At 44.0% G+C, this 22,576-nt stretch carries 24 protein-coding genes; 13 read left to right on the top strand and 11 right to left on the bottom strand.

All coding sequences use genetic code 11. The features are described from left to right. Positions 1-15: 15 nt before the first annotated feature. From hutZ to hutW, 3 genes are all read right to left on the bottom strand, one after another. Positions 16-546 (bottom strand): heme utilization protein HutZ, encoded by a 531-nt coding sequence (gene hutZ, locus AB6E08_RS14230; RefSeq protein ID WP_017102763.1) that lies wholly within the window; start codon positions 544-546, stop codon positions 16-18. 141 nt (positions 547-687) lie between these two features. Then, entirely contained in the window at positions 688-1,209 is a 522-nt protein-coding gene (hutX, locus tag AB6E08_RS14225; protein WP_012600264.1) for a heme utilization cystosolic carrier protein HutX, read from the bottom strand. A gap of 58 nt (positions 1,210-1,267) precedes the next feature. Continuing rightward, positions 1,268-2,677, bottom strand: a complete 1,410-nt coding sequence (gene hutW / locus AB6E08_RS14220; protein WP_012600263.1) for a heme anaerobic degradation radical SAM methyltransferase ChuW/HutW — start codon at positions 2,675-2,677, stop codon at positions 1,268-1,270. A gap of 160 nt (positions 2,678-2,837) precedes the next feature. Here hutW and AB6E08_RS14215 point away from each other — a divergent pair, with 160 nt between their 5' ends. The 6 genes from AB6E08_RS14215 (at position 2,838) to AB6E08_RS14190 (ending at position 7,722) form a co-directional block, all read left to right on the top strand. Beyond that, complete coding sequence (locus AB6E08_RS14215) at positions 2,838-3,599, top strand: energy transducer TonB (RefSeq protein WP_029223823.1); 762 nt, start codon at positions 2,838-2,840, stop codon at positions 3,597-3,599. A gap of 2 nt (positions 3,600-3,601) precedes the next feature. Continuing rightward, positions 3,602-4,303, top strand: coding sequence for a MotA/TolQ/ExbB proton channel family protein (locus AB6E08_RS14210; RefSeq protein WP_012600261.1), 702 nt, complete (start codon positions 3,602-3,604; stop codon positions 4,301-4,303). Then, positions 4,300-4,713: a biopolymer transporter ExbD gene (locus AB6E08_RS14205; protein WP_009845734.1), complete on the top strand. Its 414-nt coding sequence runs from the start codon at positions 4,300-4,302 to the stop codon at positions 4,711-4,713. Before AB6E08_RS14210 ends, AB6E08_RS14205 begins: the two co-directional genes overlap by 4 nt. Positions 4,714-4,888: 175 nt before the next feature. After that, a complete protein-coding gene (locus tag AB6E08_RS14200) occupies positions 4,889-5,779 on the top strand; it encodes a hemin ABC transporter substrate-binding protein (protein WP_012600260.1) in 891 nt (296 codons plus the stop codon). Positions 5,780-5,902: 123 nt separating this feature from the next. Next, entirely contained in the window at positions 5,903-6,940 is a 1,038-nt protein-coding gene (locus tag AB6E08_RS14195) for an iron ABC transporter permease (protein ID WP_041473043.1), read from the top strand. Further along, complete coding sequence (locus AB6E08_RS14190; protein ID WP_012600258.1) at positions 6,940-7,722, top strand: heme ABC transporter ATP-binding protein; 783 nt, start codon at positions 6,940-6,942, stop codon at positions 7,720-7,722. Before AB6E08_RS14195 ends, AB6E08_RS14190 begins: the two co-directional genes overlap by 1 nt. Before the next feature lie 393 nt (positions 7,723-8,115). On the opposite strand, the gene AB6E08_RS14185 is transcribed toward AB6E08_RS14190, so the two are convergent. Continuing rightward, positions 8,116-8,577 (bottom strand): TetR/AcrR family transcriptional regulator, encoded by a 462-nt coding sequence (locus AB6E08_RS14185; RefSeq protein ID WP_009845738.1) that lies wholly within the window; start codon positions 8,575-8,577, stop codon positions 8,116-8,118. A gap of 529 nt (positions 8,578-9,106) precedes the next feature. Here AB6E08_RS14185 and AB6E08_RS14180 point away from each other — a divergent pair. Continuing rightward, complete coding sequence (locus AB6E08_RS14180) at positions 9,107-9,406, top strand: YfcZ/YiiS family protein (RefSeq protein WP_009845739.1); 300 nt, start codon at positions 9,107-9,109, stop codon at positions 9,404-9,406. A gap of 36 nt (positions 9,407-9,442) precedes the next feature. On the opposite strand, the gene AB6E08_RS14175 is transcribed toward AB6E08_RS14180, so the two are convergent. Next, the gene (locus AB6E08_RS14175) at positions 9,443-9,745 is read right to left on the bottom strand and encodes a YnjH family protein (protein ID WP_012600256.1); all 303 of its coding nucleotides are present in this window, start codon (positions 9,743-9,745) and stop codon (positions 9,443-9,445) included. Positions 9,746-9,846: 101 nt separating this feature from the next. Between AB6E08_RS14175 and AB6E08_RS14170 the strand changes: the two genes are divergently transcribed. Beyond that, positions 9,847-10,446 carry a hypothetical protein gene (locus tag AB6E08_RS14170; RefSeq protein ID WP_012600255.1) on the top strand — a complete coding sequence of 200 codons (600 nt, stop codon included), beginning with the start codon at positions 9,847-9,849 and terminating at the stop codon, positions 10,444-10,446. A gap of 137 nt (positions 10,447-10,583) precedes the next feature. On the opposite strand, the gene AB6E08_RS14165 is transcribed toward AB6E08_RS14170, so the two are convergent. Then, positions 10,584-11,690, bottom strand: coding sequence for a 1-acyl-sn-glycerol-3-phosphate acyltransferase (locus AB6E08_RS14165; protein ID WP_029223825.1), 1,107 nt, complete (start codon positions 11,688-11,690; stop codon positions 10,584-10,586). 175 nt (positions 11,691-11,865) lie between these two features. Between AB6E08_RS14165 and AB6E08_RS14160 the strand changes: the two genes are divergently transcribed. After that, a complete protein-coding gene (locus AB6E08_RS14160; protein ID WP_017097078.1) occupies positions 11,866-12,492 on the top strand; it encodes a hypothetical protein in 627 nt (208 codons plus the stop codon). A gap of 122 nt (positions 12,493-12,614) precedes the next feature. On the opposite strand, the gene AB6E08_RS14155 is transcribed toward AB6E08_RS14160, so the two are convergent. Further along, positions 12,615-13,106 (bottom strand): hypothetical protein, encoded by a 492-nt coding sequence (locus tag AB6E08_RS14155; RefSeq protein ID WP_372065414.1) that lies wholly within the window; start codon positions 13,104-13,106, stop codon positions 12,615-12,617. Positions 13,107-13,128: 22 nt separating this feature from the next. Then, complete coding sequence (locus AB6E08_RS14150) at positions 13,129-13,650, bottom strand: nicotinate-nicotinamide nucleotide adenylyltransferase (protein WP_009845745.1); 522 nt, start codon at positions 13,648-13,650, stop codon at positions 13,129-13,131. A gap of 109 nt (positions 13,651-13,759) precedes the next feature. On the opposite strand from AB6E08_RS14150, the gene nadE reads away from it, so the two are divergent. After that, complete coding sequence (gene nadE / locus AB6E08_RS14145) at positions 13,760-14,590, top strand: ammonia-dependent NAD(+) synthetase (RefSeq protein WP_012600251.1); 831 nt, start codon at positions 13,760-13,762, stop codon at positions 14,588-14,590. Between the two features lie 107 nt (positions 14,591-14,697). Here nadE and AB6E08_RS14140 read toward each other — a convergent pair whose 3' ends face one another. Continuing rightward, on the bottom strand, positions 14,698-16,554 hold the full coding sequence (locus AB6E08_RS14140) for an MOSC N-terminal beta barrel domain-containing protein (RefSeq protein ID WP_372065410.1): 1,857 nt from the start codon (positions 16,552-16,554) through the stop codon (positions 14,698-14,700). A gap of 217 nt (positions 16,555-16,771) precedes the next feature. On the opposite strand from AB6E08_RS14140, the gene AB6E08_RS14135 reads away from it, so the two are divergent. Together AB6E08_RS14135 and pyrC are read left to right on the top strand one after the other, a co-directional pair. Further along, positions 16,772-16,930 (top strand): YqaE/Pmp3 family membrane protein, encoded by a 159-nt coding sequence (locus AB6E08_RS14135; RefSeq protein ID WP_004731890.1) that lies wholly within the window; start codon positions 16,772-16,774, stop codon positions 16,928-16,930. Between the two features lie 202 nt (positions 16,931-17,132). Beyond that, the gene (gene pyrC / locus AB6E08_RS14130) at positions 17,133-18,161 is read left to right on the top strand and encodes a dihydroorotase (RefSeq protein WP_108195489.1); all 1,029 of its coding nucleotides are present in this window, start codon (positions 17,133-17,135) and stop codon (positions 18,159-18,161) included. 153 nt (positions 18,162-18,314) lie between these two features. Here the strand turns inward: pyrC and AB6E08_RS14125 are convergent, their stop codons facing one another. Continuing rightward, positions 18,315-19,220, bottom strand: a complete 906-nt coding sequence (locus AB6E08_RS14125) for a DUF808 domain-containing protein (protein WP_372065406.1) — start codon at positions 19,218-19,220, stop codon at positions 18,315-18,317. 174 nt (positions 19,221-19,394) lie between these two features. Here AB6E08_RS14125 and AB6E08_RS14120 point away from each other — a divergent pair, with 174 nt between their 5' ends. Then, a complete protein-coding gene (locus AB6E08_RS14120; RefSeq protein ID WP_108190078.1) occupies positions 19,395-20,321 on the top strand; it encodes a M14 family metallocarboxypeptidase in 927 nt (308 codons plus the stop codon). A gap of 201 nt (positions 20,322-20,522) precedes the next feature. On the opposite strand, the gene AB6E08_RS14115 is transcribed toward AB6E08_RS14120, so the two are convergent. Further along, entirely contained in the window at positions 20,523-22,130 is a 1,608-nt protein-coding gene (locus AB6E08_RS14115; protein WP_108206934.1) for a BCCT family transporter, read from the bottom strand. Positions 22,131-22,576 lie beyond the last annotated feature (446 nt).

The raw sequence follows: 22,576 nt of genomic DNA, 5'->3' as shown, positions 1-22,576 counted from the left end.
ACCAGTTAAACGAGACTATTCGTTAGATACTTTTTTGTGGCCTTCTTGCAGGTGAACGAAATCCACCAGATCATCACCAGACACTTGGTATGCCTGACCAAAGCCTTTTACGAACAGGCCATTCTCAGCTTTAAGGTTGAACAGAGAAAAATCTTGAAGTTGGCTTAAACCATCAATAATCTCACCAAAACGTTCTTGCATCTGGCCAATAACTTGAGTCCAAAGCTCCGTTTCACGCTCTACAACACTTGCTTGTGCATCAAAGGTTAGACGCTTACGTGCATAAAGCTGCTTAGAGCTCTCTTCATCTTCGATCATCATCAAAGAGACTTGTGGGTTCGCTTTTAAGTTACGAGCATGACGAGCAACGTCAGAAATTAGAACAAAGTAACCTTCTTGGTTCTGAACGAAAGGGGCGTAACTTACGTTCGGGCGACCTTCTTCATCAACCGTTGCAAGTTGAAGGGTACGGCGCTCTTGGCGAAATTCTTTGATTTCTGGACCTAGGCGACCTTGTAGGCGTTCTTGTTTTACTTGTTGTTCCATCGATAATTCCTTTCTTCACTTTCTCTTATTTATTATTTTTACCCGAGGTTGAGCGTTCATTAGTAAACTAAGTGGACCTCGAGCATTCATATTTTCTTTAAGCTAGCTGGCAATCTTATTTAAGCTTGATGTTGACTGTACTTAAGCTCGTTCTTTTAGTGCTTTGAAGCGTTCAACTTGGTCGACAATCAGCTCTCGCTTTTCATTGCGACCTAGGTAAATCTTAAAAATGTTCTCGCCTGTTTCACTGAAGAAACCGAAGTAATGACTTTCACGCCCCATGAACGCCTTGCTCACCAAACCAATATGTTTGATGTTATCCAGTTTTAAGTGGCCATGCAGCTCGCCTTCTTTACCCATCAGATTGTAGTAACCACGCGCTACTTTGCCTTTAGGAAACGGCGCCTTTACTTCAAAGATTGAGCCAAATGAATGCATAATTGTGGTCACTGGGCCCCAACCAACCAAACCTTCTAGAATATCTTGAGCACGGCTGCCATCTAGCATCACCGCCATGTCTCCAGGAAAAGCAGCCACTACTTCAACTTCTGAAACTCCTAGCTTCTCAGCAATCGCAGTAGGAAGTAGTTTTGGTTCTTCTTCTAGAATGCCTGCGACACGTTGTTCTAAAGTTTCTGTCATTGCGAATGTTGTATCTGTCATTGAATAAGTTTCCGTATAAACGAGTGATTGACGTAAGTTATAAACTAAAAATTCGAGATTAAGCGTGCTTCAAACTTGCATGCGGGTGAGCACCCAAGCCAGAGGCAGTTGGTGCTGGGTGCAAGGTCTGATATTCCGTGTTAAGCACTTGAATCACACTCTGTGCAAGACTTACCGCCCAGAAACTGCCAGCTATAGTCAGGCTCAGGTAATCTTCCGAAAGATCAACTAGGCCATTCTTTTCCCAATGTGAAAACAGAGGCTTCAGGTAGTCAAACGTGTCTTGCCCCATAAAACTCGGCAACGTACTTCTTCTTACAACACCAGAATCAAAACCGGCTTTCAATGAAGAGAAGATTGGCTCTAGTGAGCTTTGCTTGGTCATCATGGCTATTGGCAATTGACCTTGCTTTATAGACTCCATGTAGCTGTCTAAAGTTCGATGTTGCATCACACCATGACCACCGATGTTGCCACCAGCGCCACAACCAATGGGTAGAACTTCGGCATAAGTTTTCGCTAAGCTGTTGTAAATGCTGCGTTCGCGGTTATCACGAGTCCAGTGATTCACGCTCAGTTGCTTAACCTTGTGCTTTGCCATGAACTCAACGCCCGCCAAGTACATACTCGCCTTATCTGGCGTATTAGCCGGTGGTGGGATTTTTCCTTTCTCAACAAGATTAAGCATAGGCGCGTTGCCCGAAACAATCAGTTGGTAGAGGTCGATACCGTGTGCGCCAGTCGACATGTAGTCTTCTAAATCTTGTTGAAATACTTCCATAGACTGGTGTGGCAACCCGTATAGCAAATCAAGAACGATAGGCGCTTGTTCAGTGCGACTCAGTGAACTGATACGTTCCAACACAACTTCTCGGTCATCCAAGCGCTTAGCACTACGTCGAACTTGAGTATTGAAACTTTGAATACCGAATGAGAAACGATTGAAGCCACCTTCCAGCGAACGATCAAACATCTCGTCGCCAAATCGATTAATACGCCCTTCTAAGGTCATTTCCACATCGTTCGCTAATGGGAAGTATTGACGAATAGCCTTACCTAACAGCTCAACTTGTAGAGGAGATAAATCGGTGGGTGTTCCACCACCAATATAGACGGCGTGAAATAGTCCAGACTGAGCCCAAGAGGTTTTAGCTTTTTGCTTTAGCTCAACCATCAGTGCATCAAAATACTCATCCACTAATTTACGGCTTGCGGCATTTTGGAAGAAATTGCAGAACGTACAACGCACGCGACAAAAAGGAATATGGATATACAAACAACGTTTATCCTGTTTCTTTCCTTCACTCAGCATCAATTCATCAAAGATTTCCAATTTCTTGCTCGGGTCGACCGGGATTGAGCTTCCCCCAGCATGTGCAGATTGCTTTTTGGCAAATGCAAAACGAAGTGGGTCTGGGCTAGAAACGCCCAGAATTGATTCGTCAAACTTATATATATCAACGCTCATATAATCCCTCTAAACACTTATATAGCAAAGCCTGGAAGACTGTTTGCTAAAACTGAGAGAATCATAAATAGACGCAAATGATAATGCAATTGATAATTGATCTTATTTAGATTCTAAGCAATAATCCAATACATATTTTAGATTTGGTGAAGGATTGAATGTGAACGTACCTAGATATGTTATTGCAGGCGGTGCATCGTTAGTGATTCATGCGGCGATGTTATTTGTCGCTCAAGAATCCAAAGTCTTTGCAATGCCAGCAGGTAGCCAATCGAACACGGTATCGATCAACTTCACTCCAAAGAGCGTTCCCTCACAAGCTCAGAAAAAAACCGTTACAGAGCCAGTTGAGCCTGAGCCAATCAAGGAAACGCTCTCACACCCAGAACCTAAACCTGTCGAACCGAAAGCAGTAGAGCCAAAGCAAGCTAAACCTGCACCAAAGAAAAAAGCGATCACCAATAAACCTCAGCCCAAAAAAGTAGAGAAAAAGGTTGTGGAGAAGACAGCCGAGAAAAAGCCGATTCAAAAAAAACCGGTGACTCAACCAGAAAAGCTGGCCGACAAAAAAGTCGATAAAAATATGGACGAGTCCGCCAACCAACCTCGACAAGTTAATCAAGGCGTATCTAACCAAGAGCCGGTGTTAATCACTAGGCCCTCTTTTTCAGCTCGTCCAACGCCACCAAGCTACCCACGCCAAGCAAGGCGCCGAGGCGTTGAAGGTGTCGCAACTTATGAGATCTGGTTAGATGCTGAAGGAAAACAAATTAAACAGGCATTAGTCAACTCATCAGGCGCACTAATGCTCGACAACGCTGCCTTGAAAGCCATTAAGAAATGGAAGTTCTCACCTCATACTGTAAATGGTCGAGCAATTGCTCACCGTGTGCAAATACCTGTTCGTTTTAAGTTGGATTAACCATGCAACAAATCAGTTACTTACAAGATCAACTTGGCCTAATGACATGGCCTCTTCTTATCTGTTCAGCATTAACAGCAATGATCATCGCAGAGCGTATCTTCCAAGTCATGCTAAGCATTGGGGTTGGCAAACGCGCTATTCGTCATGAGCTCAATCAGATTTCACCAACCAATAGCAAAGAAATCGAAGCATTAGCACAATCTATTTCTGGTAAACGACCTCTGCTGTACAAGGGCGTGTCGATGCTGCTTGCTCACCACTCTTTCTCAAAAGGTTTACGTGAAGATGCAGCAGGGATTTGGCTACAAGAGAAACGCCACCAGCTTCATGCAGGTTTAAGACTGCTTGGCTTGATCGGCGTCATCAGCCCGCTAATTGGCCTGCTTGGCACAGTACTTGGGCTTATTGAGATGTTTAAAGGCGTTGCCGCTACAACAGGCAGCATCACGCCTAATGATTTGGCAGACGGTCTTGGATTAGCAATGAGAACCACTGCTGCGGGTTTGATGATTGCGCTTCCTGCGATTTCAGGAGCTCAACTACTCGGGTTATGGGCCGATCGAGTGCTAGCTCAGTTAGAACACACTCTGAATTATGTAAATGTTTGGCTAGAAGGCATGTCAATTCAAACCAGTCAGTCTGGCGACACTCAAGGGACTCCTGTCAGCAAAGCCTCTATCGGTGATGTGAGCCAAGCATGATTAAAACGCCCCACTCATCTCAAACACAGAGCTTAGTTCCGGATTTAACACCCTTACTGGACATTATATTTATCGTGATGGTTTTCCTTCTACTGACAGCATCAGTGAAGTTGGAGTCATTAGAGGTGGAGCTTCCGAGTTCTGATATTAAAAACGTTTCTGAAGTTCATAAAGATTCGATTAGCGTCAATATCTTAGATCACGAACCTTACTGGGCGATCAACGGCCAAGAGTACATCGACTGGGAAAACTTCAAGATCGCACTGTTAGAAGAAACAGGCACATCGGATAAGAAACCGATCATCATTGGCGCCGATAAAGCAGCTAACGTTGAGAACTTAGTGAAGTTGTTGTCGTTCTTACAAGAAAACGGTATTCCAGCAACCCAATTACTCACGGAGGAAGGCTAGAACGACTCTTAAATTTTCATGAGACCTAGCACCTTTTATGAGATTGGACTCTTTATTGATAAGACCAAATAACCAAAGCCAGCTCTCTATCGATTCAAACTCAACATGCGGACAGGCTGATCACAAAGCATCTTCGCGATTACTCTCCATCAAAAGAAAGTACAAATAAATTATTATGAAAGACTTAAAAGTGCTCAATAAATTAAAGAACAACAAACATTTACTCGCAATCGCCGCGATGGGGTTGGTACTTGCAGCACCTATCGCCAATGCTGACGACGCAAAACAACCTAGAATCATCAGTGCTGGCAGCGCAGTTACCGAATTAGTTCTTGCTCTGGGTGCTGAAGAGCAGTTGATTGCAATTGATGTGACCAGTCACTTACCTCAATCAAAAACGCTACCAAAGATTGGTTACCACCGAAACCTTTCTGCAGAAGGGTTGATTGCCTTATCGCCAACCACACTGATTGGCTCAGATGAGATGGGGCCAGACAACGCCATTTCTCAATTAAAATCTGTGGGTATCGATGTCGAGATCGTTAACACCGAAGCAAACGTTGAAGGGCTACTAAAGCGTATCGACCAAATTGCAAAGATTACCCATACCGAAGCTCACTCACAGCAAGTGAAAGCCGAAGTGAATCAAAAAATTGCGGCACTGAAAGCTAACCAAGTACCCAACAACGAAGCGAAGAAAGTTCTGTTCCTATTACTGCATGAAGGCCGTCCTGCAAATGTTGCTGGCGGTGAAACATCACCCAACGCGATCATTGAATTGGCTGGTGGTGTTAACCCTGCGGCTAAAAGCCTGACCTCTTACAAACCACTGTCGATGGAATCACTCGTTGAAATGCAGCCTGATGTCATCTTAGTGAGCGGCCGTAGCTACCAGAAAATAGGCGGCGCTGATGCCATTCTTAAATCGTTACCTATGCTAGCGGCAACGCCAGCAGGCATGAACAAGCAAATCATTACCGTAAAGGGCAGCGCTCTAGTTGGAGGGCTTGGTCTTGAAAGCCTCTCTGAAGCGAAGCGAATAAACGCACTTATCTATCCGCTATAACTTATCTACCCGCTATAACTCACTACCCTGTTTTTACTGTTACTTGCTCAATCCTCACTACCGCGTCGCTTTCGTAAAGTCGGCTACGAGGTTTGAAGCTAGTGATAGACATTGAGGCTCTTTATGTTGTTACGATCCGTCCCACTAAAAACATCGATGTTAGGCTTCGGCGCTATCCTAGTCTTAACCGCGCTGTACTCGGTCACCGTTGGGCCTATGGACATAAGCTTAGCTGACAGCGCAGCTAGCCTATTCCAACCCAGCAATGACTTAGCTCCCCACATCAATTTGGTGATTCAAGAGATCCGTTTACCGAGAACCATCTTATGTATGCTAATAGGCGCGATTCTCGCATTATGTGGTGCCGTCATGCAGGGGCTATTTAGAAACCCGCTTGCTGAACCTGGGATCATCGGCGTCTCTGCCGGAGCTGCATTAGGCGCGGCGTTGGCTATTGTTCTTTTCTCTGAACTTTCACTGCAATACCCTGCTTTCATGAACTTTGCAGCTGTGCCTATATTTGCCTTTCTAGGGGGAGCCTTAACCACGCTGCTCGTTTATAAGCTGGGTACAGGCAAATTCGGCACTTCAGTCACCATCATGTTGTTAGCGGGTGTAGCGATCAGTGCACTATCAGGCGCAGGTATTGGCTTCTTGAATTTCATTGCTGATGACCAAATGCTGCGTGATCTTTCATTGTGGTCAATGGGTTCATTGGCGGGTGCTAAATGGTCTGGCATTTTGCTTGCTGCTGTCACGCTCGTTGGATTGTTTGTTATTTTCTATCGTCAAGCTATGTCACTGAACGCGCTGCTACTTGGGGAGTCAGAAGCGCAGCATCTTGGTATCCCAGTACAGAAGCTCAAGCGAAGATTGATTCTACTGACGGCCGCAGGCGTTGGCGTCACGGTTAGCCTATCTGGCATGATTGGCTTCATCGGCCTTGTTATCCCTCATTTAGGTCGCATGTTAGCTGGCCCAGATCACCGAATTCTGTTGCCACTTTCAGCAGTACTAGGTGCATTACTATTAACAGCTGCAGACATGTTCTCACGCGTCGTACTTGCACCAGCAGAGCTACCAGTGGGAATTGTCACTGCAATTATCGGTGCTCCATTCTTCTTGTACCTTCTATTTCAACAGAAAGGGAGAATCCTTTAATGTTTCCTTCAGCGTTAAAAGCGACCGACATCGAAGTGAAGTTCGGCAGTAAAGTGATATTAGATGGTGTTTCTATTGAGATTGAAGCAGGAAAGGTAACGACACTGCTTGGGCCAAATGGCGCAGGGAAAAGCACTCTACTTAAAGCCTTATGCCAAGAGATTTCGAGCACCGGTGATATTCAATATTTTGGACACACCAAAGACAAGTGGCCTTCTCAAAAGCTGGCAAAGCACTTGGCTATGCTTCCTCAGCATAGTACGTTGACCTTCCCATTTTTGGCGCATGAAGTTGTCGAGCTTGGTGGTATTCCTCTGCAAGAGTCCAACAAGAAGCTCACTAGCATAGCTAGCCAGAAAATGGATGTTGCCGATGTGTCTCACCTAAGCAAAAGGCTCTACCCTTCTCTATCTGGCGGTGAAAAACAGCGTGTTCACTTGGCTCGAGTGCTAACCCAACTTCACTATTCTGGTGACCAATGTATCTTGATGCTTGATGAACCCACATCAGCACTGGATCTTGCCCATCAGCACAACACGTTAAAGATCGCGAGAGAGTTAGCCGACAACCACAACGCAGCGGTTATCGTAGTTTTACATGACTTAAACCTAGCCGCTCAATACTCAGATCGATTGATAGTTTTGAAAGAGGGAAACTTAGTTTGCGATGGCTGCCCTTGGGAAGCACTTAAGCCTTCGATGATTGAAGATGTGTACGGCTACACAAGTATTGTCGAAAAGCACCCAACCATGAACTTCCCCCAGGTTCATCCCGCACAATAAGTTCGATTAAGAACAGGTTCGTTTTGAGTATTCGCTTTCTCTAACAACCACACCATTCACCGCCTCGATTTCTTCGAGGCTTTTTATTGTCTCACAGCCCCTCTCTCGCCTTAAAATCAATTTTGTTAGCTACCATGGCAATACCCCTTAAAACGGCTCACCTTGAGCGTTTGAGGCTCTAGAAATAAACACCATCAGTTAATGTTAGTAAGCTTTTAGTTACTCAGAAAGATGCAGGCGAAACCCTAAATATCTAAAAAGAAAAGAAATAACTTTATTCAGCACAAAGACAAGATAACGACAACGGTGTGAGAGCTAGAGGAACAAAGAAAGAAAAGTGAAACTACAGGTACAAAAAAAGCCCCCTCAGGAGCTTCTTTCATTGCGTGTTGATTATTGGCTCATATGAATCAATGATTTACCAATCAACCACTCTAATTCTTTACCACTAGCATCACCAAACTGGGTTTCAGTTAGCTTGTACAAGCGGTCGATACCGTTTGCCGCGAACTCATGTGCATTCTCAGCAGTAACGATATGATGGAAAAGTAAACGTAAGATCGCTAGGAACTCAGCATCTTCAAGTGCAGCAACCCAGCTAGCCGAAAATGCATCAAGGCCATTTTCAAAGTCAATGTGTTCCATGAACATCTTGAAAATACGACCGTCTAGAGCAGCAGTAAAATCCGTTTTCTTTGGAAAGTGATGACTTATACCTGTACGAGAAACGCCTGTTTGTTGACTCAACGTCGTGTATGACATTTTGTCGTAACCCAATCTCAATAGTTGGTCTACAACGGCATCCATGATCTTCTGGATCGTGATTTCTGTATCTTCTTTACTACGCTTTGGCATATTCAGGTTCTTCTCTTTGTAAATCCATCTAACTCAACCGAGTGAAGTCAGAATGAAAATCGTTATCAGCATTATGTGAGCAAGGTATTTTTTCGCAAGTATTTCCATTAAATACCCACAAATACTTTGTACGAACAATTTTACAGTGTTGCCTCTTTGGGCACTTTGTTTAATTATTCTTCGAAAATCACCTTACAATCCTAAGTCGATAAGTTTAAATAACTACTTAGAATATGAAATACCCAACGAAAAATTCATTGTATAAATAACTGTCAAGCGATAGATACTCTTATAAAATCAATCCTGGCGCAACTAAGTGAATGATATTCTGACAAATAAATAACGTACCTCTTCAGGAAAACGTGATATTAATCACATACATATTTATCGTCGCGAATATACATATTCATTAAATATCCTATCAAACAGCATAGCATACTAGTAAAAATTAGTTCAAAGATTTTGATTTTTGTAGATACAGTTCAAATTGCTCGCTAGAATAACCGCAGACTTTGTAAGAGGATTATTTATGAGCCAAGATATTGGTAACAATGATGTATGTGAGGCTTGCGGCTGCGCAGGTGAAATCGGGTTTATCATTAAAGAAGGCGACGATGTTGCCGAAGTAACGGTTTACGGTAACTCTAAAGCACTCATTGAAACTGAGTTTGCTAAGTACGTTGAGCTTGCTAAACAAGTGTCTAGCAACGTTGAGTTTGAAGCATCAGAACTGACAGAAGAAAGCACAGAATTAAATGCTCGCTTTAAGTTTGAAGTCAGCGCTGAGAAGATTATTTTCGAACTTAAGACTCGCTCTCTAGCACGTTAATATAAGCACCAACACTCATACCAATGAAAGACGAGTTTATTTCTCGTCTTTTTTTATAATCTCAATCCAGCCTAGAGCACCATTGGTCTCAAAATCATTTTCGGCAGCACATCGAATCAACACTCCTGAAACTTCAACGACCGCACCTAGGCTATAGGCCTTATCATCATAATAACAAACTCGTTGCTGTGAACCACTCTGAGTGACGACGACTGCAGCCTTAGCGGGCGTTGATATTATTTTATTAGCATTCGCTGATGCTGAACAAAATACAGAAGTTACAATCACAAAGCCTTTTAGAATTTGACGCTTTATTTCAATCACAGATTCGCCTTTCATTGTGTTCTATTCTTTTTTACCGACCAACAAATGAGTAAAACACTATGCGAGAATAATTTTTTCATTATAGTGTTAACGTCTATCGTAATAAGAAGCTTGTTATGCTCCGAATAATCGTACTTATTATTGGTTCTTTAACCATAACAAATGTGACTGCAGAACCACTCGATCAGTATCAAATATTGAACCATCTGGATAATTACGGAAACTTATATTTACGAAATAAGCCCTATACATCGCTACCGACAGGATTGGTCGTCGATGGCAATTTAAATATAGAAAAAACCGCAATCACTCGCCTTCCCAAAGGGTTGGAAGTTAAGGGAAGCCTTAAAGGCGGTAACAGTCTACTAGCCCGAGTTCCATCGGGCGTAAAAATAAAAGGCTACGCCGACTTGATAGGAAGTAAGATTACCCGTTGGCCAAAAGGTGTGAGAGTGGGTGGATTCATCAACCTCACAGATACCCCCCTAATACGGCTTCCCAACGGCTTTAGAGTAAAAGGAGACCTAAGCGTGATCCGTACTCCTTTAACCGAGCTGCCAAACGGGATAGTGGTTGATGGCGATTTATATATTGGCGGATCTGCAATTACAGAATTTCCCGATACCATGACGGTCAAAGGCAATATCTACCTAGGTGGTAACACGATTACCACGTGGCCGACCCAATTAGATCTTGGTGGTGCTGTTGCTCGCTAACCTGCCGTTCGATTCATTGATTGATTGATTGATTGACGGTAATAGCAGTACTTAGAAAAAGACACCTATACCGCTATAAAAAAGGAGCCTTAGGCTCCTTTTTCAATTCAATCAACGAACTTGTTTGCTAACGCTCGTTAACCAATATTCTTCACTGGGTTCGCATAGCTATCGATCAAGTACTGACGAGCACCTTGTGGCAAACTCGATAGTTTATCTTCAAACTCTTGCTTCACCGCAGCTGTAATCGACTCGTCTTCTTTTTCTGCAGCCAGTAAGTTCACAGGAAATAGTTTGTAGTTATCATGGATCTGGCGGTCAATCTCTTGAGCAAGTGCTTCAGGCGTATCGAAATCTTGGTCAATAACCTGACCAAAACCAACATGAACACGCCCTTTATTACCGATGATGCCTTGAATGATACTTTCGATATCTTCAAACTCACCCTTTTCGTAACTGCCGTTTACGTCTTTTTCAAAAAGCTCTATTGCTTTCGCGGTGTCACATGGATCGTTTTCGTATGAAATAGCCACAGGAACGATCTTCAATGATTTCACGTACTCAGGAAATACGATTTTTTGCTTACGCCCTTCAACATGGAACATCTTCAGAATTGCTGGCTCTGTGAAGTCATTGCCGTCTTTTGCACGACCTTCTTTCTGAGCGATCCAAATAGAGTTACCTGTTTCTAGAGAGTGCTTAATGTACGAAGACAATTGTCCAAGCGCTTTCATCATTTCACGTGGCCCTTTTAGAGAACGCTTTACGATGAAGCTTTTGTTCAGACGCATCAATTCAGTCGCACATGGCTTCTTTAGTAGGTTATCACCAATGGCAATACGGCAAGTTTGATGATTTTTCAGATGCAAAGCGTAATTAACTAACGCTGGATCCATAGCAATGTCACGATGGTTTGATACAAACAGGTACGCTTGGTTCGCATCCAGTGACTCTAAACCCGTGTATGTCACCCCTTTGGTGGTTTTAGCGAGCGTATCGCGTAAGTACTTTTTCACTTCGATCTGAATGGATTCAACGCTAGTCAGCTTGCTCCATTTCATTTTCAAGTACACTCGCAAGATCGGGCTCATTAACGCTTTGAACCAAGACGCATGGTTTGAAAAACGATAGTGCAAGATCGCACTGATAAATTCTTCATCATTAATAAGACGGTTTAGTGCCGCTGGAATTTCATCATCGCCGTAAGGACGAATATCAACATATGGATCGGTTGGAGAGGTCATTTTTTCATTCATATAATAAAAAGCTGGCTCATTCTACGCGTTGTTTTGACTTATCGCAGCTACAGAGCCCATACTTTTGACAAGGTCAGACCAGAAACATCGAAAATGCCCTGTTATTATTGGCATTATTTAAGATTAACGGTAATCTTGACGCCCCAAGACTAAGGTACTATCTATGAACTTCGCTATTGAATATACATCGGCTTACTTTTCACACCTGGTGATTACACCACGCAAAAAAGTACTTAAGCATAGCCTTGTATCGGTTCAAAGTGGTTTGGTTTTGATTAAGCTGGGCAAACAAGAGTATGCCGTCGAGCCAGGTCAGAGCGTCTGGGTTCCATATGACTGCCTAACATCACTGACCTACTTTCCAAACACACAGGTCAATCGTGTCGACTTTTCTGTGCGCTTGACGGATTCATTCCCAAGACAAGCGGGATACGTCACGCAAACGAACCTCTCTTCTGCGTTGCTAGAAAAGCTAGAAGTTACTAAGTCTCGTAGTCTAAAAACGAATAATACTGAGCAAGCGTTTAAAGATATGCTTTCTGTATTGAAGCAAGAAGTGTTGTCGTTTAAACCACTGCTTTGTGAAAGTGCTCTGTCTCAGCGATTCAATCAATGGAATGTTGATGATTCGAACTTACCGCAAGAGCACACATTGGTGATGGTAATGCGCGAGGCGAAGAAACGCATGCAATCAGGTCAGAAACGTACTCTTGTGATTGATGACCTGTTCTCAGGTAAAGAAGAAGAGTTCGAGCAACTGTGCATGCTCGTGTTTGGTGAAGATTTATAGCTTGGCGGTAAGTGAGAGCTGGTATTAAAACTAGCAAGCCAAATACTAAAAAGCCGCAAAAACTCAGTTTTCGCGGCTTTTTTAATTCTTAGCACTTAGACAGAAAAGAATGAACTACCTGTCTAGAATGGCAGCTCAACCTGCATCATTAAGTCTGCATCACTAGAGTCATGCCAACGGTAATCAAAACGCATACGCGGCTGCCCTTTTACTTTATCACCAAAACCTATGCTCAGCTGAAGACCATGGTTCATCAACCACTCTTCTGTCGACATATTATACTGTTCATCTTCCAGCTCTTCTGGAAACCACATACCGAGACCAACATAGTTAGACTCAAGGCTCTGAGTTAACAAAGGCGCATCTTTGCTTTGAATAACCCAATCAGACCAGTAATCAGGCTTAGTTTGAGGTTCTGGTTCGCTTAACCCACTAAGCTCCAACATACTTTGGCCGAAAGCTTCAAGGCTCGTAGAAAAGTCTAAACAGCTATTTTCGTCATCAGAAGTCAGCATTACCGAATCTAGGCTAAAAAAATCACACTCAGCATATGCAGGTAAACTGCATGCTGCAATGATCATCATCGCTGGTATCGCGCGCTTTAGCATAGTCATCAGACCTCTTGAGTGAGTGAATCTACATTATTGTATACAGTCCACTATCTTGCAATATCTTTGTAACTGACTTTGTACTCAGTTTTGCAACATCGCTTCCACTTATCAGCGCATTGCGGATATCAGTACTACGAATTTTCACTTTTTCAGGGCAAGCCATTACAGACCACTGCTCAGTAATCTCATCTGATTTATAAAAAGATGAGAACTTAAAGAAGTTGTCAGGACCTATAACGAACGTGAGTTCCGCATCACGATGTAACTTCTGAAGTGCGCTGAGCACCGCATAAGTCGTTACGCTTTCACCTGGAGTAAATAGGCTCTTTTCGACCAAAGAAAGCTCCACTTGCTCCAATGAAAGATCGCTAATAAATGCGTTAACTAACTGACATCTCGTATCAAAGTCTAGCATCTCTTTTCCCCAAGCATGGGCAATACTTGGAACGAGCAGGATTTTGTCAAAGTGAGCCAATGAATCAATCACACTTTTATGCCCTAAACTCGGTGGATTAAACGCACTACCGAAAATGGCTATTTTTTCCATTACTTATTACTGCCTTCTCTTTCTAAGCTTGTGCAAAGAGGTTTTTAAATCGGATGATTTAGGTATGATAACACTAGATTTTTAATTTGCTTGCAGGAAAGGAATACGAATGGAACAGTTAATTCGTGACGAAATGCGCGTACTACCTTCAATTGACCCTCACTTCGAAGTGACTCGTCGTGTGGAGTTTATCAAAACGAAACTTCAACAGTCAGGATGCAAATCACTGATCCTTGGTATCAGTGGTGGTGTCGACTCAACAACCTGTGGCCGCTTGGCACAGATGGCCGTTGATAGCCTAAATGAAAGCGCTGGTAGCGACGAGTACCAATTCATCGCGGTTCGTCTACCTTACGGTGAACAAAAAGATGAAGACGAAGCACAGCTTGCTCTCTCTTTCATTCAGCCTTCTCAATCTGTTTCTGTCAACATTAAAGCGGGTGTTGATGGGCTTCACGCTGCATCTCACGTTGCTCTTGAAGGCACAGGTCTACTACCAACAGATTCAGCAAAAATCGACTTTGTGAAAGGCAACGTGAAAGCTCGTGCTCGCATGATCGCACAATACGAGATTGCTGGTTACGTTGGCGGTCTTGTGATTGGTACTGACCACTCAGCGGAAAACATCACTGGTTTCTACACTAAGCACGGTGACGGCGCATGTGATTTAGCACCACTATTTGGTTTGAACAAACGCCAAGTTCGTGAGCTTGCAGCAACGTTGGGCGCTCCAGAGCAACTTGTTAAGAAAGTACCCACTGCTGATCTAGAAGAGCTTGATCCACAGAAAGCCGATGAAGCAGCATTGAACCTTTCTTACGATCAGATCGATGATTTCCTTGAAGGCAAAGCCGTTTCTCAAGACGTATCCGATCGCTTAGTTGGCATCTACAAAGCAACACAGCACAAGCGTCAACCAATCCCAACGATCTACGATTAATTTTTGAATTAGCTCAGAATCAAAAAGGCCGGAAGCTCATTTACGAACTTCCGGCTTTTTCTATTTAGTGTTTTTTAATGCGTTTTTCTTAATGATCTAACGAGTCGTTAATCGACAACTTCGATATCGGTTTGAGGCACGCTACAACACGCCAAGATCTGCCCCATATTACGTTCATGATCTTGCAATGCAGGGACATCCGGTTGATGAACTTGTCCGGACTCAAGCGTCACTTTACACGCTCCACAGAAACCCGCACGACAACTTGAAGCAATAGATACCCCCGCGTACTCTGCTTGCTCTAGCAAGGTTGATTGATTATTACCTTCGAACAGGTAGCCGTTCACACTTAACTGCAGTTGCTTCACCGCTTCCTCGGTCGATTGAGCAACACCAAACGCTTCCTGATGATAATGCTGAGGGTTGAGTCCCATTTGAATCAGCAGTTTCTTTGCATTATCCATAAAGCCGTCAGGGCCACACACGAACGCTTGGCGCTTGTGTAGTTCTTCAATTTTAGCGACATGCGACACGCTTAGACGCCCAGATAAACCATCCCACTCTTTGGTTGGTTGGCTTAATGAATAAATCACACGAAGACCCGTATGCTCACTGGCGATTTTATCAATTTCAGCTTGATAAGGGATGTCTTCTTCGCTGCTGCATTGATGATAGAAAACCACATCATCAATTTGACCATGGTCGGCTAGATAACGAAGCATCGACAACATTGGCGTAATGCCGCTGCCTGCAGACAAAAGCAATAACGGGTGAGTTGGATTTGCTTCTAAGTAGAACGCACCATCTGGATTTTGAGCAACCAAAGTATCACCCACTTGGAAGTGATCATTTAACCAGTTAGAGATTTGACCATCGTCCACTCGCTTCACTGAAATCGCCAAACGACCCGCTCGTGAAGGGCTAGAAGATAACGTGTAACGACGAGACACCTTCTCGCCATCAATCACCATCTCAATCGGTAGATGTTGCCCTGGTTGATAGCTTGGTAATGAATGGTTCTCTTTCGCTGGCTCTAGCCAGAACGTCGTAAAGTCTCGAGCGATCTCTTCACGCTCAACGCAAGTTAAGTGTAGCGATTCTACCCAAGTGTCTTCGTAGTGCTCTTTTTCTTTAGTTTCTAATACTTCAACAACATCACCGGCTTTGACTAAGCCTTCATTTTTAGCCACAAGGTTTTGCCCAAAGAAAACGCCACCGCGCTCGTTGGCTCGGAATGAAGAAAAGGTGTTAAGCGGCTCTTTTGTCGATCTAAGTTCGCCACTCTCAACATCAACCGTGGTTAGGATACATCGTTCACAAGGCTTAACGGATTCAAATTCAACCTCCCCAATTCGGATACGCTTCCAGCTATCTTCAGCAAAAGGTTCTGTGTTGGAAACAACAAAGTTGGTGCGGAACTGATCCATTGAATGGGTTTCAGGGCTGCGGCGATTGAGTTCATCAAGAGAGGCTTGGCTGATCACTAACATTGGGTAACCGTCGGCAAAGCTCACATTATGACCGAGCTTTTCTCGAACACGATTCGATTGCTCGCCAGAAAACAGTAGCTCAACGCGCACGCCCAACACATCACTGAACCAATCATCGGCTTCATCACATGTCGTGTATGCCGTGAAGCTGTCTTTCCACACCGTTGCTGGCGCTTCTTGCATCTTGAAGCTCGAATACTTTAAGCGCAGCGGTTCTTTAGCTTCATAAGTGAAGATCAAACCATCTGGTTGCAAGCTAGAAGATACCTTGACCATTTTAGGGTACTTACGTGCCGTCACCATTGAGCCGTCAGCTAACGCCAACATAAAACGTCTGTCGAAGGTAAGGCCCTGTTTTTCGACCCAAGCAGAAGAGAGTGCAATCCCGCCCACTGACTTAACCGGAAATACATTGATTTGAGATAGAGAAGGCACTTGCTGTGAAGCCTTTTGATCTGACGGTAGCTGCGACATAACGATTCCAATGTTTTGTTATTTGTCCCAATGCTAACAAATGGTTATAAATAGATAAACTGGCAGGCATTAAACACTTGATACTAAGCTATTATCTTGAGATGTTTAGCTTTCTATTTTGATACATTAAGGCAGCAATGCAGTAACACTCTCCATACGTTCTATACTTTGAACACGATTACTGCATTGAACTTTCATTGAATAAAAAGGATTTATCATGAACAAACTCGTCATTATCATCTTATGTGTACTACTTCCGCCTGTTGGCGTGTTCTTCGCTCGTGGTGCAGGTAAAGACCTATTGATTAACATCATCCTGACTTTCTTCTTCTGGGTGCCAGGAATGATTCACGGACTCTGGGTGGCGACTCGTTAACCCGCCTCCTACCATCTCCGAGAATTAATACCGAATAAAATACTCAGAAAAACAAGCTCCTAGCCCTGAAGAGTTAAAAATAGGATGAAATAAAAGTACTTTTCCACTATCATCCTGTCGCCTAAACGTAAGCGATTGCTTTCACAGATATCGCTGAGTTTAGGCTCCAACTACATAACACTTCAAATGGTGGGAGCCTTCAATGACACAACTTACGATTACTCGTCCTGACGACTGGCACGTTCATCTACGCGATGGCGAAGTATTAAAAGATACAGTGCGCGATATCAGCCGCTACAATGGTCGAGCGTTAATCATGCCAAACACCATCCCACCGGTAACCGATACCGAAATGGCTTTAGCTTACCGTGAACGCATCATGGCAGAGCAGCCAAGTGAACAGTTCCAGCCTCTGATGGCACTTTACCTAACAGACAACACAACACCTGACGAAATTCGCAAAGCGAAAGAGTCTGGTGCAGTAGTGGCTGCAAAGCTTTACCCAGCAGGCGCGACGACTAACTCGGATTCAGGCGTAACGTCAGCTCAAAAGATTTACCACGTACTAGAAGCGATGCAAGAAGTGGGTATGTTGCTGCTGGTACACGGTGAAGTAACGGCTCACGATGTTGATATCTTTGACCGTGAAAAAGAGTTCTTAGACACGGTTCTAGCACCGATTGTGAACGACTTCCCTAACCTGAAGATTGTTCTTGAGCACATCACGACTGCAGACGCAGCGACTTTCGTTAAGAACGCTAACGACAACGTAGCAGCAACCATCACCGCTCACCACCTGCTTTACAACCGCAACCACATGTTGGTTGGCGGCATTAAGCCACACTTCTACTGCCTTCCTATTCTGAAGCGTAACACGCACCAATTAGCGCTTATCGAAGCTGCAACAAGCGGCAGCAAGAAGTTCTTCTTGGGTACAGACTCAGCACCACACGCAAAAGGCGCAAAAGAGTCAGCATGTGGTTGTGCGGGTTCTTACACAGCGCACGCTGCCGTTGAACTGTACGCAGAAGTGTTCGACTTAGAAGGTAAGATTGAGAACCTAGAAGCGTTCGCGAGCCACAACGGCCCAGACTTCTACGGTATTCCACGTAACACGGACACCATCACTCTTGTTAAAGAAGAGTGGAACGTTGCTGAAACCATGCCTTTCGGTTCAGACATCGTTGTGCCAATCCGTGGCGGCGAGACGATTGCTTGGTCTGTAAAATAAACGCTTAGTCGGTAAATAAGCGCTCATATTGCAAAACAAGAGCGTGGTGTTAATTAAACACGACCCATTAGATTAAAAGGGGCACCATAATGATTATGGTGCCCCTTTTTCATTTCGTGGAGAGAGGGTTTTATTAAGACCAATAATGAGCGATTACTTACCGCGAATTTTTCCAATCACAGTCCAAACAGCAACAACGATCAATCCAGCTAAGACACCAATAACACCATTCAACAAAGTTGGTACCACCGCGGTTGCAATCGAATGTCCACTGAAGTCCATAATAATCGGCTCAATTAAGTGATGAATCGCAGGAACGTTGTGCACCACAATGCCGCCGCCAACCAAGAACATCGCCGCCGTTCCAACCACCGCAAGCGTCTTCATTAACTTGGGCGCAAATGCGACTAGCCCGTTACCCAGTTGAGTTTTAATGGTACTCCCATTCGATGTCCGCTGGAGATAGAAACCTAAATCGTCCAACTTCACGATCCCAGCAACTAAGCCATAAACACCAATCGTCATCACAACCGCAATCAAACTCACGACAAGAATCTGAGTGACGATACTTGTACCCGTCACGGTACCCAGAGCTATCACGATGATTTCCGCAGATAATATGAAATCAGTACGAATCGCGCCTGCGACCTTTCTCTTCTCATATTCTTCTATGGATTCACCAGTACTTGTGTCCTCCCCCTTTTCATCATCTTGATGAGAATGAGGAAACAACTTCTCTAAGATTTTCTCAGCCCCTTCAAAACAAAGAAACAGACCACCAATCAAAAGCAAAGGCATGATCAGCCAAGGAATGAAGGCACTGATCAATAATGCCGTGGGCACTAAAATCAGCTTGTTTTTAAATGAGCCTTTGGCAACCGCCCATACCACAGGGATCTCTCGTTCAGCAGAAACACCGGATACCTGCTGAGCGTTCAGCGCTAAATCATCCCCCAACACACCAGCGGTTTTTTTCGCTGCGACCTTAGACATCAGTGCGACATCATCCAGCACGGTTGCAATGTCATCCAGTAGCGTTAATAAACTTGCTCCAGCCATTTTATGGTCTCTTTTAAGGGATTAAACAATTGATAAAATGTAACACCATCAATCCACTCATCAAAGTTATGAGTCTGTAAAAAATAGAGTCACAAGTTGTGTTTTCTATTGCCGTCTCAGCTAGACAGGACTAGTCTGTCTTCATCTTTCACGAACATAAAAGAAGAAGTATAGATGAAAAGTGAATACTCCTACCCAATCGGTGAGCCTGGACAAAAATGGCAACAAGCAGAGCGTCAAGCATGGTTCGCTCAAAGAACGGTTAAGCGTGAATATCAACAAGAAGTTGTACCAAAAATCCAAGCACTCGCAGACCGCTTCGACATCGAACAATACGGCGCACTAAGCTACGACGAAGCTCGCTTCCCGCTTTTTGCAATCAAGAGCAAAAACTGGGATGAATCAAAACCAACGATCCTTGTAACGGGTGGTGTCCACGGTTACGAAACCAGTGGTGTGCATGGCGCTATCAAATTCGCCGCGACTCAAGCAGAACAATACGCAGCGCACTTCAACATTGTAGTAGCACCTTGTGTAAGCCCTTGGGGTTACGAAGTGATCAACCGCTGGAATCCAAATGCTGTTGATCCAAACCGCTCTTTCTATGACGGTACGCCAGCAGAAGAATCAGCAAACCTACGTGCATTAGTCGCTTCTTTACCAGAAGTGTTGGTTCACGTTGATCTACACGAAACAACGGATTCTGACGAAACAGAATTCCGACCAGCACTCGCAGCCCGTGATGGCATTGAGTACATTGAAGGTATGATTCCAGACGGTTTCTACACAGTTGGTGATACTGAAAATCCACAACCAGAATTCCAAGCAGCGGTTATTGCTTCGGTCGAAAAAGTGACCCACATTGCACCAGCAGATGCAGACGGCAAGATCATTGGTTCTGAAGTTACACAACATGGCGTGATCAACTACCCTATGAAGAAACTAGGCTTGTGTGGTGGTGTGACTGATTGTAAGTACGGCACAACCACTGAGGTTTACCCGGACAGCGACAAAGTGACAGACGAAGAGTGTAATGACGCTCAGGTTGCCGCGGTAGTCGGTGCTTTGGATTACGTAATTCAACATGAATTGAACGCGTAAGCTATTAGCTAAAGCTGCTCCCTAAAACTAAAAAGAGCCACAAGTGACGATTCACTTGTGGCTCTTTTGTTGTCTTATCTGCTTGTCTTTGATTTCTTCTTGGGCATAAAAAAGCTCCCTTGCACACAATACAAGAGAGCTTTGAAATAATACTTAATAAGGAGTAACTAGAGAACTATCTACTCCCCATACTTAATTACTTTATTTAGCGGTTTCGCTAACGTTTTCTTGTCCTTTATCTACTTCAGTCAGTAGACCTTTCAACAAGCTGAAACAACCAATCAGAAGAATGATCGTAAACGGTAGTGCAGCAATGATCGTGATCGATTGCAGAGCTTGGATAGATTGAGTACCACCAATCCACAACATCACCATTGCAATAGCGCCTGAGATAACCGCCCAAACCACTTTTTGCTTCACTGGCACTTCAAGCTTACCACCCGCTGTCATGCCATCGATAACGATAGAGCCTGAGTCTAGCGTTGTAACGAAGAACACAATGATCAGTGCGACTGCGAGAACTGACAGAATACTACCGAACGAGTAAGCGTCTAGCATGTAGAACAAGCTTAGAGACACGTCTGTGATGCCTTGGTCGAGACCAAGTTGCCCTACATGATTAATCACCTGCTCGATAGCCACGCCACCGAAGATAGCCATCCAAGCCGACGTTACCAATGTTGGGATAATCAGTACGCAAAGTAAAAACTCACGAACCGTACGGCCTTTAGAAATACGCGCTACAAACATGCCGAAGAAAGGTGCATACGCAACCCACCATGCCCAGTAGAACACAGTCCAGCCATGCAGCCATGTTGTGTCTTCACGACCAGAGCTTTGGCTCAACGCTACGATGTTATTCGCATAACCCGTCACCGCCGTTGCCACAGAATCAAGCACAGTTGTGAAGTTCAGAACAGCGATCAGACCAAGGAATACAAACGCAATAACCATGTTCAGGTTACTTAGGAATTTAACACCACCGTCCATACCACGTAGTACAGAGATGATCGCTAAGCCCATGATCAGAACGATGATAGATTGCTGAAGGAAGATGTTGTTTTCCAAGCCAAACACGTGGCTGATACCACTTGCTGCTTGTGTACCACCTAAACCTAGTGAAGTCGCAAGACCAAACAGAGTAACCAGTACCGTTAGTACATCGATCACATCACCCGTTTTGCCCCATACTCGCTCACCCAAAATTGGGTAGAACACAGAACGCATTGATAGCGGTAAGCCTTTGTTGTAAACAAAATACGCAAGGCAAAGTGCCGTCATGCCATAGATAGCCCATGCATGAAAACCCCAGTGGAACAGTGTCGCGCCAAGAGCCAGTTCACGGCCTGCTTCTGTAAAAGGTTCTGCACCGAGTGGCGTTCCGAACCAGTTCGTGAAGAACGCGGTTGGCTCTGCAACACCCCAAAAAATAAGTCCTATACCCATACCCGCTGCGAATAGCATTGCTATCCAAGATGACATGGAGTAATCCGCCGTCGCGTCTTCGCCACCTAGACGAATTTTACCCAAAGGTGAAAACGCGAGAACAACGGCAAACGCTAGCATGATGTTAGCTCCCCACATAAAGAGGAAGTCAAACTTTGATAAAACAGCACCCTTAATAGAATCAATAGCAGCTTTAGCATCTGCAGGAGGAAGAGCAAGAAGAGTGATGATGAAGAGAAGAGATAAGCCTACTGAGGCTACGAAAACTGTGTTATGGACATCCATGCCCCATTTACTGACGTTGTCTTGACCAACTTGATAGTCAGTAGAATCAATACTGTATTTTTTTGATTTAAAACTCATAAATTATGATGTTCGCATATCCGAATCAACGAATATAAGGACGCTCTCCATATCCAATTACTACTTGATTGGCTCGCCGCACCACCTAAATAAAAAGGCAATAAAAATCACAATGATTGGTGACAAATGGACTTATTGGCTCAATCCCAAGGCGCGGATTATAGCACAGCTCAAAGCATTTTGACTGAGTTTTAGCTCAATAGTCACCCAAACCACCGTCAATAGTGATAGTTAAACCAATAAAAAAAGAATAAAATAAACAAATAAAAATCTTTAAATACAGTACTTTAAATTAAAATAACGCACCGTAAAATCTCATTCAAACTTTCTAAAGATAAAATGAACAACAGCCTGATTTATTTATAGCTCTAACAAAAAAGCCCCGCTATAGGGGCCAACACCTATCATTTAAGGTGTTTAGATCGCACAGTGTAGCGAGTCTTACT

This window comes from Vibrio sp. 10N.247.310.24 (genome assembly GCF_041467175.1).
Classification (GTDB): domain Bacteria; phylum Pseudomonadota; class Gammaproteobacteria; order Enterobacterales; family Vibrionaceae; genus Vibrio; species Vibrio tasmaniensis_A.
This window is presented reverse-complemented; position numbering and strand designations above follow the sequence as displayed.

Bases quoted from the DNA above. Each gene is read 5' to 3' on its own strand.
- AB6E08_RS14125 (WP_372065406.1), bottom strand. From the start codon at position 19,220: ATGGCTGGAGCAAGTTTATTAACGCTACTGGATGACATTGCAACCGTG.
- AB6E08_RS14210 (WP_012600261.1), top strand. From the start codon at position 3,602: ATGCAACAAATCAGTTACTTACAAGATCAACTTGGCCTAATGACATGG.
- AB6E08_RS14140 (WP_372065410.1), bottom strand. From the start codon at position 16,554: ATGTCGCAGCTACCGTCAGATCAAAAGGCTTCACAGCAAGTGCCTTCT.
- AB6E08_RS14165 (WP_029223825.1), bottom strand. From the start codon at position 11,690: ATGACCTCTCCAACCGATCCATATGTTGATATTCGTCCTTACGGCGAT.
- AB6E08_RS14195 (WP_041473043.1), top strand. From the start codon at position 5,903: ATGTTGTTACGATCCGTCCCACTAAAAACATCGATGTTAGGCTTCGGC.
- pyrC (WP_108195489.1), top strand. From the start codon at position 17,133: ATGACACAACTTACGATTACTCGTCCTGACGACTGGCACGTTCATCTA.
- nadE (WP_012600251.1), top strand. From the start codon at position 13,760: ATGGAACAGTTAATTCGTGACGAAATGCGCGTACTACCTTCAATTGAC.
- AB6E08_RS14160 (WP_017097078.1), top strand. From the start codon at position 11,866: ATGAACTTCGCTATTGAATATACATCGGCTTACTTTTCACACCTGGTG.
- AB6E08_RS14135 (WP_004731890.1), top strand. From the start codon at position 16,772: ATGAACAAACTCGTCATTATCATCTTATGTGTACTACTTCCGCCTGTT.
- AB6E08_RS14155 (WP_372065414.1), bottom strand. From the start codon at position 13,106: ATGACTATGCTAAAGCGCGCGATACCAGCGATGATGATCATTGCAGCA.
- AB6E08_RS14180 (WP_009845739.1), top strand. From the start codon at position 9,107: ATGAGCCAAGATATTGGTAACAATGATGTATGTGAGGCTTGCGGCTGC.
- hutW (WP_012600263.1), bottom strand. From the start codon at position 2,677: ATGAGCGTTGATATATATAAGTTTGACGAATCAATTCTGGGCGTTTCT.
- AB6E08_RS14200 (WP_012600260.1), top strand. From the start codon at position 4,889: ATGAAAGACTTAAAAGTGCTCAATAAATTAAAGAACAACAAACATTTA.
- hutX (WP_012600264.1), bottom strand. From the start codon at position 1,209: ATGACAGATACAACATTCGCAATGACAGAAACTTTAGAACAACGTGTC.
- AB6E08_RS14150 (WP_009845745.1), bottom strand. From the start codon at position 13,650: ATGGAAAAAATAGCCATTTTCGGTAGTGCGTTTAATCCACCGAGTTTA.
- AB6E08_RS14175 (WP_012600256.1), bottom strand. From the start codon at position 9,745: ATGAAAGGCGAATCTGTGATTGAAATAAAGCGTCAAATTCTAAAAGGC.
- AB6E08_RS14205 (WP_009845734.1), top strand. From the start codon at position 4,300: ATGATTAAAACGCCCCACTCATCTCAAACACAGAGCTTAGTTCCGGAT.
- AB6E08_RS14115 (WP_108206934.1), bottom strand. From the start codon at position 22,130: ATGAGTTTTAAATCAAAAAAATACAGTATTGATTCTACTGACTATCAA.
- AB6E08_RS14170 (WP_012600255.1), top strand. From the start codon at position 9,847: ATGCTCCGAATAATCGTACTTATTATTGGTTCTTTAACCATAACAAAT.
- AB6E08_RS14190 (WP_012600258.1), top strand. From the start codon at position 6,940: ATGTTTCCTTCAGCGTTAAAAGCGACCGACATCGAAGTGAAGTTCGGC.
- hutZ (WP_017102763.1), bottom strand. From the start codon at position 546: ATGGAACAACAAGTAAAACAAGAACGCCTACAAGGTCGCCTAGGTCCA.
- AB6E08_RS14120 (WP_108190078.1), top strand. From the start codon at position 19,395: ATGAAAAGTGAATACTCCTACCCAATCGGTGAGCCTGGACAAAAATGG.
- AB6E08_RS14185 (WP_009845738.1), bottom strand. From the start codon at position 8,577: ATGCCAAAGCGTAGTAAAGAAGATACAGAAATCACGATCCAGAAGATC.